The organism is Streptomyces klenkii (genome assembly GCF_003626645.1).
Taxonomy (GTDB): Bacteria; Actinomycetota; Actinomycetes; order Streptomycetales; family Streptomycetaceae; genus Streptomyces; species Streptomyces klenkii.
In genome coordinates this window covers 533,741-547,236 of the sequence record NZ_RBAM01000004.1, presented here as the reverse complement: position 1 = coordinate 547,236, position 13,496 = coordinate 533,741, and the positions used below count along the sequence as shown (strand labels likewise).

Genomic DNA, 13,496 nt, shown 5'->3' with positions numbered 1-13,496 from the left:
ATCCCCCGTTCAAACCGGAACAGCCGTGTGTTCCAGCGCACTTCGAGCCGGCACCACGCATGTCTGCACCCTGCAAAGGAACCTAATACGCGCGGGGCACCGGAAGGAACCCCCGGCTGCGGCGGGCTCCTTCCGACGTATGCTGCCCAGAACCCGAAGCCCGAAGGGAAACGGCACGATGGTTGTGGACGACAAGAAGTGGATCCGCCGATTCCATCCGGCGGACGAAGCTCCGGTACGGCTGGCCTGCCTGCCGCACGCCGGAGGGGCCGCGAGCTACTTCTTCCCGGTGTCGAAGGCGCTCTCCCCCTCGGTCGAGGTCCTCGCGGTCCAGTACCCCGGCCGCCAGGACCGCCGCGCGGACCCCTGCATCGAGAACCTCGCCGAGCTCGCCGACCGCACCGCCGAGGCCCTGGCCCCCGCGACCGACCGCCCCCTGGCCCTCTTCGGCCACAGCATGGGCGCGACGCTCGCCTACGAGGTCGCCCTGCGCCTGGAGGAGCGGGGCACGACCCCCGTCGCCCTCTTCGTCTCCGGCCGCCGCGCCCCCTCCCGGCACCGCGAGGAGACCGTGCACGAGCGCACCGACGAGGGCCTCGTCGAGGAGCTCCGCAGGCTGAGCGGCACGGACGCCCAGATGCTGGACGACCCGGACATCCTCGAGCTGGTCCTGCCGGCCCTCCGCGCCGACTACCGCGCCATCGAGACCCACCGCGCCCGCCCGGGCCTGCGCGTCGGCTGCCCCGTCCACGCCCTGACCGGCGACGCCGACCCCAGGGCCACCCCGGACGAGGTCCAGGACTGGCAGCACCACACCACCGGCGCCTTCACGATCAGCGTCTTCCCCGGCGGCCACTTCTACCTCAACGACCACCAGCAGGAGATCGCCAAGATCATCTCGTCGGCGCTCGTGTACGGAGCACCCCTCGGAAGTGTGTAGACTTGGCCGCGCTGCTGAAGCCGGTGAGGCAACAGGCAGCACTGCCGCCTTAGCTCAGTTGGCCAGAGCAACGCACTCGTAATGCGTAGGTCTCGGGTTCGAATCCCGAAGGCGGCTCCGATGAGGCCCAGGTCACTTTTTGTGACCTGGGCCTTTTGGGTTTCTCCGCTCGGGTTTCTCCGCTTGGGCTTCCCCGCGCAGTCCTGGTTTCAGCTTGAGCAGCGCTGTCCGGCCGGGGGCGGGGTCGAGGTCAGCAGGTAGGTGTTGATGGCCTTGTCGATGCAGGTGCTGCCGCGGGTGTAGGCGGTGTGGCCGTCGCCCTCGTAGGTGAGGAGGCGGCCCGAGGAGAGCTGCGAGGCCAGGGAGCGGGCCCAGCCGTAGGGGGTGGCGGGGTCGCGGGTGGTGCCGACGACGAGGATGGGCGCGGCGCCCGCGGCGGGGATGCGGTGCGGGGCGCCGGTGGCGGGGACCGACCAGTATCCGCAGGTCAGGGCCGCCCAGGCGAGGGCGGTGCCGAAGACCGGCGAGGCCTTGCGGAAGGCGGGGACCGCCTCCCGGACCTCGCTCGGGGAGCGGAAGGCCGGGGGCAGGTCCAGGCAGTTCACGGCCGCGTTGGCGTACATCAGGTTCTGGTAGGAGCCGTGGCGGTCGCGCTCGTAGTAGGCGTCGGACAGCTTCAGCAGGGGAGCGCCGTCGCCCGCGAAGGCCGCCTTGAGCGCGTTGCGCAGCAGGCCCCACGCCGCCTCGTCGTACATGGCGGAGATCACACCTGTGGTCGCGAGACTCTCGGTGAGCTTGCGGGACTTGCCGGTGGCCAGTGGGGTCGCGTCCGTCTTCGCGAAGAACTCGGCGAGGCGGTCGCCCGCCCGGTCGGCGGACGGGCCGAGCGGGCAGTCCTTGCGCCGGGTGCAGTCCTCGGCGAAGGACGCGAAGGCCGTCTGGAAGCCGGCCGTCTGGTCGCGGTTGATCTGCTCCGAGCCGAGGGACGGGTCGAGGGCCCCGTCGAGGACGAGGCGGCCGACGCGGGAGGGGAAGAGGCCGGCGTAGGTGGCGCCGAGGAAGGTGCCGTACGAGGCGCCCACGTACGTCAGCTTGTCGTCGTCCAGGGCCGCGCGCAGGACGTCCATGTCGCGGGCGGCCTCGATGGTGGAGACGTGGCCCAGGAGCTTGCCGGCGCGGGCGGCGCAGCCGTCGGCGAATTTCGTGTACGCGTCGACGAGTTCCGCGGTCTCGGTGGCGTTGTCGGGGGTCTGGTCGACCTCGGTGTAGCGGTCCATCTCGGTGTCGGAGAGGCAGGTGACCGGTTCGCTGCCGGCGACGCCGCGGGGGTCCATGGCGACCATGTCGTAGTGGGCGCGGACGGCGGCGGGATAGCCGATGCCCGCGTAGTGCTGGAGGTAGCCGACCGCCGAGCCGCCCGGCCCGCCCGGGTTGACCATAAGGGAGCCGAGGCGCTTGGCGTGACCGGCGCCGGTGGCCTTCTTGCGGGAGACGGCGAGCTTGAGGTCGTCCGCCTCGCGGGGGTGGTCGTAGTCCAGCGGGGCCATGAGGGTGGCGCACTCGAAGCCGCTGGTGCCGCTGGTGCCGCAGGAGTGCCAGGTGAGCTTCTGGGCGTAGTAGCGGCGCAGGGCCGGGGGGAGGGCGGCCGGGAGAGGGGCGAGCGTGCGGGCGTTGTCGTGGCGGGCGGCGGGCGGGCTCTCCGGCCCTTCCGCCCCTTCCGCGCTGCCCGCGCCGAAGCTCTCGAAGCCGGGGAAGCCGCTGCTCCGGCCGTCGCCCGTGTCGTACGCTCTCGCCGCCGCCGTCGCCCGCGGCGAGGCGCTCCCGAGCGCGCAGCCCGAGATCAGCATCGCCGCGGTCGCGATGGCGGTGCCGGACGTACGGAACAGGCGGCTGGAATCCATCGGCGGTCCCTCTGCGAGAAGGCGTGGAGCTGCGCGGATGCAGGAGGTGCAGGGCAGCAAAGAGCCGGGCATTACGCAGCGTTACGAGAACCGCTGTGCCCCGACGGAGCGTATCGACACCCCTGCGGACTGCCGCCAGTCGCCGGGCCCAGGAGGCCTCATATGAGTGAGAGTGCGTAACCGGACGTGTGCTCGCTCTTCGCGCCTGCGGCCGTACCCCTCGCTGTTCGCCGGCTTTTTCGCCGCCGCCGCTGTCGCCGCCGCTGTCGCTCAGCCGGCGCGCAGCGCCATCGTCATCGCCTCGACCGCCAGCAGCGGGGCCACGTTCCGGTCGAGGGCGCGGCGGCAGTCGATGATCGCCTCGATGCGGCGCAGCGTGCCCTCCGGGCCCGAGGCTCCGGCGACGCGCTCCAGGGCGTCCTGCATGTCCGCGTTGGCGATCTCGACGCGCGAGCCGAGCTGCATCGCCAGGACGTCGCGGTAGAAGCCCGTCAGGTCGACCAGGGCCAGGTCCAGGCTGTCGCGCTGGGTGCGCGTGCTGCGGCGCTTCTGGCGGTCCTGGAGATCCTTCATGGCGCCCGCCGTGCCGCGCGGCAGGCGGCTGCCCGTACCGGCCGCGGCGCCGAGCGCCGCCCGCAGCTCCTCGGTCTCCTTCGTGTCGACCTCTTCGGCGACCTGCTTGGCGTCCTCCGCGGCGGCGTCGATGAGCTCCTGGGCCGCCTTCAGGCAGCCGCCGACGTCGTCCACGCGCAGCGGCATCTTGAGCACGGCCGCGCGGCGGGCGCGGGCCCGCTCGTCGGTGGCCAGGCGGCGGGCGCGGCCGATGTGGCCCTGCGTGGCGCGGGCCACGCGCGCGGCCAGCTCGGGCTCGATGCCGTCGCGGCGGGCGAGGATGTCGGCCACGGCGGCCACCGGCGGCGTGCGCAGGGTGAGCAGGCGGCAGCGGGAACGGATGGTCGGCAGCACGTCCTCCAGGGACGGCGTGCACAGCAGCCAGACCGTACGGGGCGCGGGCTCCTCGACGGCCTTCAGCAGGACGTTGCCCGCGCCCTCGGTCAGCCGGTCCGCGTCCTCCATGACGATCACCTGCCAGCGCCCTCCGGCCGGGGAGAGCTGGGCGCGGCGGACCAGGTCACGGGTCTCCTTGACGCCGATCGACAGCTGGTCGGTGCGGACGATCTCCACGTCCGCGTGCGTGCCCACCAGCGTGGTGTGACAGCCCTCGCAGAAACCGCAGCCGGGCGTCCCGCCGACGGCCCGGTCCGGGCTCACGCACTGCAAGGCGGCGGCGAACGCACGGGCGGCGGTGGCCCGGCCGGAGCCGGGAGGGCCGGTGAAGAGCCAGGCGTGCGTCATCGACCCGCCGGGGGGCACCTCCCCGGCCGCCGACGCCGCGGCGGCGACCAGCGCGTCCGCGTCCCGCGCGGCCGCGGAGAGCTGCTCCGTCACCCGGTCCTGCCCGACCAGGTCGTCCCACACCGCCATGACTGCCCTCCGAGCTGCTGGTCCTGCGCCTACCCATTGTGGGCCACGCCGCTGACAGTGCCGCGCGGGACGAGAACGGCGCGGGGCACGGGGGCGTCCTTGTACGACACCGTGTACGGCACCGCCGGACTGCACCGCTGTGGCTGAGCGCCGCCGCGGCGGAGACTTTTCGCCTGGCGGCGGGGAGAGCCACCCGCCGAAGCGGAAGGGACGTCCGGCGGAAGGGACGTCCGGCGGAAGCGCCGGGGCCCTCGGCAGGCGTCTCACCTGGCGGCCGGACCGCGGCCGACGGCGCCCCGCCGCTCCACGGCCGCCCGGCATCGCGGCGGGACCCTCCTGCCGAGTGAGAGGCCACGCCTCTCCACCCCGCCGCAGCGGCGCTCAGCCCCAGCGGTGCAGTCCGGCGGTGCCGGGGACACGTGTTGCCCCGGAAGGCCTCGCCTCAGCGACCGCCGCGGCCTCGGCCTCGGCGGTCGTTCTCGTCGTCGCCGCGGCGGGGCTTGCGGGCCGGGCGGGGGCCCAGGAGTTCGTCCGCCAGGGTGGGGCCGTCCTCGTCGGACGCGGCGGCCGGGGAGGCCTCCTCCGCCCAGCCCGGACGGCGACGGCCCTTCGCCGCCGCGCCCTCGTCGACCACCCGCGGCATCTCCCGCGTCTTCTCGGCGTCCGCGTGCTCCTCCGCCTCCTCCGGCCGGAACATCCAGTCGGGCACCCGGTCCGCAGGGTCTTCGGAGCGCTCCTCCGGCCGTACCGGAGGCAGAATCTCCGTCACAGCGGTGGCGGCGTCCGCAACGGGCGGCTGCGGCAGGACGGCCGTCTCCTCGGACTCCCGCGAAGGCTCCTGCGGCCCCTGCGGTTCCTCCCGCTCCTGCGGCCCCTGTGCCGACGGCTCCACGCCCCACGTCACCCGCTGCGGCGCGGCAGGCGGCGCGACGGGCCACACCGGCGGCAGCACCTCCGTCTCATCCGACACCCGCGGGTCGACGCGAGGCCGCTCCACCGTAGGCGTCGTGTCCGAGCTGTCCGGGCTGACCGGGCTGACTCCGGTGGTGTGGTCCACCGTTCGCGGGTCCGGCCGGTGGACGGACGGCGTCTGCACCGTCTGCGTCTCCTCGGAGCTCCCCGCCGGGACCGCGGTCCGCCGCTCCTCAGGGGACTCCTTAGGAGACTCCTTACGGAGCGAAGGCCGGAGCGAAGGCCGCTCAACCGTCGGCGCCTCGGAAGCCGAAGTCGAAGCGGAAGCAGAAGCGGAAGCGGAAGCGGAAGCCGCATCAGCCTCCGTCGCTGCCGAAGCCGCAGCCGCAGCCGCAGCAGCCGCCGCAGCCTCCTTAGCCACCCGCGCCTGCTCCGCCTTCAGCAGCGCCTCTTCCGCCTTGCGCTGCTTCTCCAGCCGCCGCTCCTCGGCCTCGGCCCGCAGCCGGGCCTCTTCCTCGGCCTGCTTGCGGAGCCGCTCCTGCTCGGCGGCGCGGGTCCGCTCCTCCGCCTCGCGGCGCTTGCGCTCCTCCTCCGCCTGCCGGCGGGCCTCCTCGGCACGCTGCCGGGCCTCTTCGGCGAGGCGCGCCTCCTCGCGGATGCGGGCCTCCTCGGCCTCGCGCCGCTTGCGCTCCTCCTCCTCGGCCCGGAGCTTGGCGAGCTGCTCCTGGCGCTCGCGCTCCAGCCGCGCCTCCTCCGCCTTGCGCGCGGCCTCTTCCTCGGCCTTGCGGCGAGCCTCCTCCTCGGCGGCCTTGCGGGCCTGCTCGCGGGCCTCGATCTCGCTGGCGGAGAGCGGCAGGACCTGGTCGAGGCGGTGGCGCACGACGGTGGTGATGTCCTCGGGCGCCTGCCCGGCGTCCACGACGAGGTAGCGCGAGGGGTCGGCGGCGGCCAGGGTGAGGAACCCGGTCCGGACGCGGTTGTGGAACTCCATGGGCTCGGACTCGAGCCGGTCGGGCGCCTCGGTGAAACGTTCTCGCGCGGTCTCCGGCGAGACGTCGAGCAGCACGGTCAGGTGGGGCACGAGCCCGCCCGTGGCCCACCGGTTGATGCGGGCGATCTCGGTCGGCGACAGGTCGCGCCCGGCGCCCTGGTAGGCGACGGACGAGTCGATGTAGCGGTCGGTGATGACGACGGCGCCCCGCGCGAGGGCGGGCTGGACGACGGAGTCGACGTGCTCGGCACGGTCGGCGGCGTAGAGCAGCGCCTCGGCGCGGTCCGACAGGCCGGCGGAGGAGACGTCCAGCAGGATCGCGCGCAGCCGCTGCCCGATCGGCGTGGCGCCGGGCTCGCGGGTGACCACGACCTCGTGGCCCTTGGAGCGGATCCATTCGGCGACGGCCCGCACCTGGGTGGACTTGCCGGCGCCGTCGCCGCCCTCGAAGGCGATGAAGAAGCCCGTGGCGGCGGGCGCCTGCTCGGGGTCGCCGCCGCGCAGCACGTCCATCAGGTCGCGCCGGAACGGCACGCCGTGGCGGTCGTCGGTCTTGCCGAGCACGATGGCGCCCACGGGCAGCAGCAGCGCGCCGACGAGCATCAGCGTGAAGGCCGCGCCGCCGTGCGCGAAGACGAAGCCGCCGCCCTCCAGCCGGTGCGGTCCGATGCCGGCGGCGAGCAGCGGTGCGGCGACCGCGCCCAGGGCCGCGGTGACGCGCACGACGGCGTGGAGGTGGTCGGTCGTACGGGGCCGGCGGGCCTCCTCCGTCTCCTGGTCCAGGAGGGAGTGGCCGGTGTTGGCGGCGATGCCGGCGCAGACGCCGGCGAGCAGCACGAGCAGGAGCACCGTCGTGGGGTCGGGCACGAGGCCGGCCGCGAGCAGCGCCAGGCCGGTGAGCGCGATGGACAGCGCGAGCAGCCGGCGCCGGGAGAAGCCGGGGAGCACCTTGACGGCGGCGCGGATGCCGATGACGGGGCCGCCGCTGAGCGCGAGCACGAGCAGCCCGAAGGCCACGGGCCCGCCGCCGAGGTCGACGGCCTGGAGGGCGGCGACGCCGACGGCCGCGGCGACCGCCCCGGCGACGGCGGCGCAGGCCAGGACGAGCACCGGGATGGCGCCCGTACGGCCGGTGTCCGGGCCGCCGTCGGCGCCGCGGGGCCGACGCAGGCCCTCCAGCGGGGAGCGCACGCGCGGCGACTTCGCGCCGGGCAGCTCCAGGAACCACAGGATGGTGGCCGAGCCGGCGAACAGCGCTGCCGCGAGGAACGAGCCGAGGGCCGCCTGGTGCTGGTGGAACCAGTCGATGCCGGCCCCGAGCAGATTGCCGATCAGCGTGATGGCGAGGAGCGCGGCCGCGGCGAACGGCAGCGAGACGAAGCTGGTCCGCAGCGAGAGGCGCCGCAGCGCGTCGTAGTGATCGGGCAGCGGCCGTACGGCGGAGCCCTCCAGGGCGGGCGCGGGCAGGAGCGCGGGGGCCGTGCTGTCCTTGACGGCGGTCCACACCCGTTCGGCGACGCCGATCAGGAAGGCCGAGATCAGCAGGAAGGCGAGCGCGCGGTTCCCCGTCCAGCCGAGCCACAGGGGCGCGACGACCAGCAGGCCGGCCCGGACCCCGTCCGCGCCGAGCATGGTCCACCGGCGGTCGAGGGGACCGGCCGGGGCGATGAGCGAGGTGACCGGCCCGAGCAGGACCGCGCCGAAGAGCAGGGTCGCCAGCAGCCTGGCCGCGATGACCGCGGCGACGGCGAGGGCCGCGCCCCGGTAGCCACCGCCGAAGGAGCCCTCCGCGACGGCGGCCTGCAGCGACAGCAGCAGGAGCACGAGGAGGGCGAGGGAGTCTCCGACACCGCCGGCGAACTGGGCGTTCCACAGCCGCCGCAGCGGGGGGAAACGCAGCAGGGACCGGACGGCACGCTCGCGGGAGTCCGCGGCTAGGGCGCCGGAAGTGGAGGTCACCACGGTTGGCTGCTCGGCTCGCGTCATCCTGCCAGCCTATCCGGCTGCGCACGGCTTCCGCGTTTTTGCCCGAACATACGCCCGAACGAATGGATGTCGCACGGGAGCTGACGGAACCGGCGGCCCCGGTCCCGGAACCGGCCCCGCCTCCCTCCCCTCCGGCATGAGCCGGGCCGGGGAAGGAGGCGGGCAGGTCACTCGGCGGCGGACTCGGCGGCCGCGGCCACCTTCTTCGCCGTCGTCTTCTTGGCCGTCGTCTTCGCCGCGGTCGTCTTCTTGGCGGCCGTGGTCTTCTTCGCGGTCGTCGTCTTCTTCGCCGCGGTCTTCTTGGCCGCCGTCTTCTTGGCGGCGGTCTTCTTCGCCGGCGCCTTCTTGGCCGCGGCCTTCTTCGCGGTCTTCTTCGCCGGGCCCTTGGCGCGCTTCTCCGCCAGGAGCTCGTAGCCGCGCTCCGGCGTGATCGTCTCGACGTCGTCGTCACGGCGCAGCGTCGCGTTGGTCTCGCCGTCCGTCACGTACGGGCCGAAGCGGCCGTCCTTGACGACGACGGGGCGCTCGCTGACCGGGTCGGTGCCCAGCTCCTTCAGCGGCGGCTTGGCCGCGGCGCGCCCGCGCTGCTTGGGCTGGGCGTAGATCGCGAGGGCCTCGTCCAGCGTGATCGTGAAGAGCTGCTCCTCGGTCTCCAGGGAGCGCGAGTCGGTGCCCTTCTTCAGATACGGGCCGTAGCGGCCGTTCTGCGCGGTGATCTCGACGCCTTCGGCGTCCGTGCCGACGGTGCGCGGCAGCTCCATGAGCTTGAGCGCGTCCTCCAGCGTGACCGTGTCGAGGGACATGGACTTGAAGAGCGAGGCCGTGCGCGGCTTGACCGCGTTCTTGCCGGTCTTCGGAGTGCCCTCGGGGAGGATCTCGGTGACGTACGGGCCGTAGCGGCCGTCCTTGGCGACGATCTGGTGACCGGTGCCGGGGTCGGTGCCCAGCTCGAAGTCGCCGCTCGGCTTGGCGAGCAGCTCCTCGGCGTACTCGACGGTCAGCTCGTCGGGCGCGAGGTCGTCGGGGACGTCCGCCCGCTGGTGGCCCTCGGAGTCCTTCTCGCCGCGCTCGACGTACGGGCCGTAGCGGCCGACGCGCAGCACGATGCCCTCGCCGACGGGGAAGGAGGACACCTCGCGGGCGTCGATCGCGCCCAGGTCGGTGACGAGCTCCTTGAGGCCGCCGAGGTGGTCGCCGTCGCCGTTGCCGGCCTCGGCGGCGCCGCCCGCGGCACCTTCGGTGCCCTCGCCGAAGTAGAAGCGGCGCAGCCACGGCACGGCCTGGGCCTCGCCGCGGGCGATGCGGTCGAGGTCCTCCTCCATGGAGGCGGTGAAGTCGTAGTCGACGAGCCGGCCGAAGTGCTTCTCCAGCAGGTTGACGACGGCGAAGCTCAGGAAGGACGGGACGAGCGCCGTGCCCTTCTTGAAGACGTAGCCGCGGTCGAGGATGGTGCCGATGATCGACGCGTACGTCGACGGGCGGCCGATCTCCCGCTCCTCCAGCTCCTTGACCAGCGAGGCCTCGGTGTAGCGGGCGGGGGGCTTGGTGGCGTGGCCGTCGGCCGTGATCTCCCGGGCGGCCAGCGGGTCGCCCTCGGTGACCTGCGGCAGGCGGCGCTCGCGGTCGTCGAGCTCGGCGTTCGGGTCGTCCGCGCCCTCCACGTAGGCCTTCATGAAGCCGTGGAAGGTGATGGTCTTGCCGGAGGCGGTGAACTCGGCGTCCCGGCCGTCGCTCGCCCGGCCGGCGATCCGGACGGTGACGGAGTTGCCGGTCGCGTCCTTCATCTGGGAGGCGACGGTCCGCTTCCAGATCAGCTCGTAGAGACGGAACTGGTCGCCGCTCAGGCCGGTCTCGGCAGGCGTGCGGAAACGATCACCCGAAGGCCGGATCGCCTCGTGCGCCTCCTGGGCGTTCTTGACCTTGCCGGCGTACGTGCGCGGCTTCTCCGGCAGGTAATTGGCGCCGTAGAGCTGCGTGACCTGCGCACGGGCCGCGTTCACCGCCGTGTCCGACAGCGTCGTGGAGTCCGTACGCATATAGGTGATGAAGCCGTTCTCGTACAGCTTCTGGGCCACCTGCATGGTGGCCTTCGCGCCGAAGCCGAGCTTGCGCGAGGCCTCCTGCTGGAGCGTGGTCGTACGGAACGGGGCGTACGGCGAGCGGCGGTACGGCTTGGACTCGACCGAGCGCACGGCGAACGACGCGTCCGCCAGGGCGGCGGCCAGCGCGCGGGCGTTCGCCTCGTCCAGGTGGAGGACCTGGGCGGCGTCCTTCAGCCGGCCGTTCGACCCGAAGTCGCGGCCCTGGGCCACGCGCTTTCCGTCGACCGAGGCCAGCCGGGCGGTCAGCGTCGACGGGTCGCTGTTGTCGCCGGGGCGGCCGGTGTCGAAGATGCCCGTGAGGTCCCAGTACTCGGCGGAGCGGAAGGCGATGCGCTCGCGCTCCCGCTCGACGACGAGGCGGGTGGCCACGGACTGCACACGGCCGGCCGACAGCCGCGGCATGACCTTCTTCCACAGGACCGGCGAGACCTCGTAGCCGTAGAGGCGGTCGAGGATGCGGCGGGTCTCCTGGGCATCGACGAGCTTCTTGTTCAGCTCGCGCGGGCTGGCGACGGCGGCCTGGATCGCGTCCTTGGTGATCTCGTGGAAGACCATCCGGCGGACGGGGACCTTGGGCTTGAGGACCTCTTGCAGGTGCCAGGCGATGGCCTCGCCCTCGCGGTCCTCATCGGTGGCGAGGAAGAGCTCGTCGGACTCGGCCAGCAGCTCCTTGAGCTTCTTGACCTGGTCCTTCTTGTCGTGGTTCACGACGTAGATCGGCTGGAAGTCCTTCTCGACGTTGACGCCGAGGCGGGCCCAGGACTCGCCCTTGTACTTCGCCGGGACCTCGGCGGCCCCGTTCGGCAGGTCACGGATGTGCCCGACGCTCGCCTCGACGACGTATCCGGGGCCGAGGTAGCCCTTGATCGTCTTCGCCTTGGCAGGCGACTCGACGATGACGAGTCGGCGGCCGCCCTTTGCGGTCTCGCTGGTCGGGGACAACTTCGCTCTTCTTCCGGTCGGCACTCGGTGTGGGCGCTGCGGTGACGCTGCGGAGTGTGACGGTACATCCCGCCCCCGTGTCAAACGGAAAAAGTCCGCAACGCCACTCGAACGGTAACCCGATGTACGTTCTAACCAGCACGGTATCCAACATCACACTCTTAGGGTCGTAATGAAGGCTACGTCCACTCCGCCCCCGGCGCCGCGCTTCGCCGGACCCTGACTGCCCTGGCCAAGGGTCCACCGACGGAGGGGCGGACGGCCGCCCGCGCGCCGCAGGAGCGCACCCTTGGACCCGAAAGAGTCACCGGAGCCCCGGACGATCCTTGGCATGGCCCTGCCCGACCCGCCCGGCGCATAAGCGTCCGGCCGGGCCGCGGTCAGCAGGTTGTCCTGAAAACGATGTCCGGAATTGCCATCCGCAAACACAGCGGGGGCGTGGGGACCGTCACGTGGACGGAGCGGCATTGTCAGTGGCGGGCACTTCAATGAGTACGAGGGCACATTCCTGTACGGCTTCGACCACGAGTGCGCCGCCCCCACCGTGGCGCGAGGAGCCGCGCCTACTCCCCCGCCGGCGTCAGGAAGCCCTGCTCGACGAGGGTCCTGATCGCTTCCGGCGTCCGGTCCCGGAGCAGGACCGGGTCCTCGCCGACCAGCTGGGCGATCGCGTCGAGGATCCGGCCGGCGGTGAGGGAGCCGTCGCACACGCCGGCGAAGCCCGCGCCGACGGTGTCCACCTTGGTGGCCCGCCGCATGCCGCGGTTGTGGCGCAGCACCACGTGCTCGGGGTCCTCCGCGCCCGGCAGGCCGACCTGCTCCTGCACGACCTCGTCGGCCAGGACGAAGCGCGAGGCGAGCAGCGCGGCGTCGTCGTGCGTGCGCAGGAAGTCCTGCCGCTCGAAGTGGGAGCGGATGGTGGGGCCGAGCGGCTGCTCGACGGGGTGCGGCCACTCCTCGGCGACTACGGACGGCCGGTCGGCGCCCGACTTGCGCAGCGTGATCCAGCCAAATCCGATGCCCTTGGTCCTGCGGGCCTCGAACTCCTCCAGCCACGCGTCATAGCGGGCCGCGTACTCGGCCGGACCGGTGCGGTGGTCGCCCGCGTCGCGCAGCCACAGCTCGGCGTACTGGGCGACGTCCTGCACCTCGCGCTGGACGATCCAGGCGTCGCAGCCGCGCGGCACCCAGGAGGAGAGCCGCTCGCGCCAGTCCTCGCCCTCGACGTGCTGCCAGTTGGCGAGCAGCTGGCAGTAGCCGCCGTCGTTCAGCCGGTCGGCCGACTGCTGGACGAGGGTGCGGCACAGGTCGTCGCCGCCCATGCCGCCGTCGCGGTAGGTCAGGCGGGCGCCGGGCGAGATGACGAACGGCGGGTTGGAGACGATCAGGTCGAACGTGTCGCCGGCGACCGGCTCAAAGAGCGAGCCCTCGCGCAGGTCCGCCTCGGCGACGCCGGAGAGCTCCAGCGTGAGCCGCGCGATGTGCAGGGCGCGCGGGTTGAGGTCGGTGGCGGTGACGCGCGTGGCGTGCTGGGTGGCGTGCAGGGCCTGGATGCCGGAGCCCGTGCCCAGGTCGAGGGCGCTCTCGACGGGCGTGCGGACGGTGATGCCAGCGAGCGTGGTCGAGGCGCCGCCGACACCGAGGACGAGCTGCGCGCGGTCGACCCCCGAGGGGCCGGTTCCGCCCCCGGCGATGCCGCCGGCACCGCCGACCGCGCAGCCCAGGTCGGAGACGATCCACCAGTCCTGCCCGTCGGGACCGCCGTAGGGGCGCACGTCCACGGTGGCGCGGACGGCGTCCCCGTCGCGGACGAGCCAGCCGCCGGCGAGGCAGTCCTCGACGGGCAGCGCGACCGCGGCCCGCGCGGAAGGGGCGGGCATCTGCAACAGGAAGAGGCGGACCAGCGTCTCCAGCGGTCCGTCGCCGCGGGTGGCGCGCAGGGCCGGGACGGTCTCGCTGCGGGCGAGGGCGGCGTAGGCGGGGGCGCCCAGCAGGTCGAGGAGGCCGTCGGCGGTGAAGGCGGCGGCGAGCAGGGCGTCGCGCAGCCGGGAGCTGCGCGCGCGGTCGGCGGCGGGAAGGAGCGTACTCACGGGACCATTGTCGGGGGCGGCACCGGCAAACGCCGAAAGCGGCGGGGTGCGGCGCCGCGCCCGCCGGACGCGGCCGCGCCGTACCCCGCCGTCAGCCCGGGGAGCCGGCCGCCGGGAACGCCGGCTCCCGGCGCCGGGCTCAGCCTT

General features: G+C 73.4%; 6 protein-coding genes and 1 tRNA gene. 2 read left to right on the top strand and 5 right to left on the bottom strand.

Going from position 1 to position 13,496, the window contains the following annotated elements; all coding sequences use genetic code 11:
* Nucleotides 1-178: 178 nt before the first annotated feature.
* Entirely contained in the window at nt 179-940 is a 762-nt protein-coding gene (locus D7231_RS12605) for a thioesterase II family protein (RefSeq protein ID WP_120755411.1), read from the top strand.
* A gap of 43 nt (nt 941-983) precedes the next feature.
* Nucleotides 984-1,057: transfer RNA gene (locus D7231_RS12600), tRNA-Thr, on the top strand.
* Nucleotides 1,058-1,149: 92 nt separating this feature from the next.
* Here the strand turns inward: D7231_RS12600 and D7231_RS12595 are convergent.
* From D7231_RS12595 to D7231_RS12575, 5 genes are all read right to left on the bottom strand, one after another.
* The gene (locus D7231_RS12595) at nt 1,150-2,841 is read right to left on the bottom strand and encodes an alpha/beta hydrolase (RefSeq protein ID WP_120755409.1); all 1,692 of its coding nucleotides are present in this window, start codon (nt 2,839-2,841) and stop codon (nt 1,150-1,152) included.
* Nucleotides 2,842-3,111: 270 nt separating this feature from the next.
* Nucleotides 3,112-4,326 carry a DNA polymerase III subunit delta' gene (locus D7231_RS12590; RefSeq protein ID WP_120755407.1) on the bottom strand — a complete coding sequence of 405 codons (1,215 nt, stop codon included), beginning with the start codon at nt 4,324-4,326 and terminating at the stop codon, nt 3,112-3,114.
* Between the two features lie 442 nt (nt 4,327-4,768).
* Complete coding sequence (gene tmk, locus D7231_RS12585; RefSeq protein ID WP_120755405.1) at nt 4,769-8,215, bottom strand: dTMP kinase; 3,447 nt, start codon at nt 8,213-8,215, stop codon at nt 4,769-4,771.
* A gap of 167 nt (nt 8,216-8,382) precedes the next feature.
* A complete protein-coding gene (gene topA, locus D7231_RS12580) occupies nt 8,383-11,259 on the bottom strand; it encodes a type I DNA topoisomerase (RefSeq protein WP_120755403.1) in 2,877 nt (958 codons plus the stop codon).
* Between the two features lie 563 nt (nt 11,260-11,822).
* The gene (locus D7231_RS12575; RefSeq protein ID WP_120755401.1) at nt 11,823-13,349 is read right to left on the bottom strand and encodes a DUF7059 domain-containing protein; all 1,527 of its coding nucleotides are present in this window, start codon (nt 13,347-13,349) and stop codon (nt 11,823-11,825) included.
* Nucleotides 13,350-13,496 lie beyond the last annotated feature (147 nt).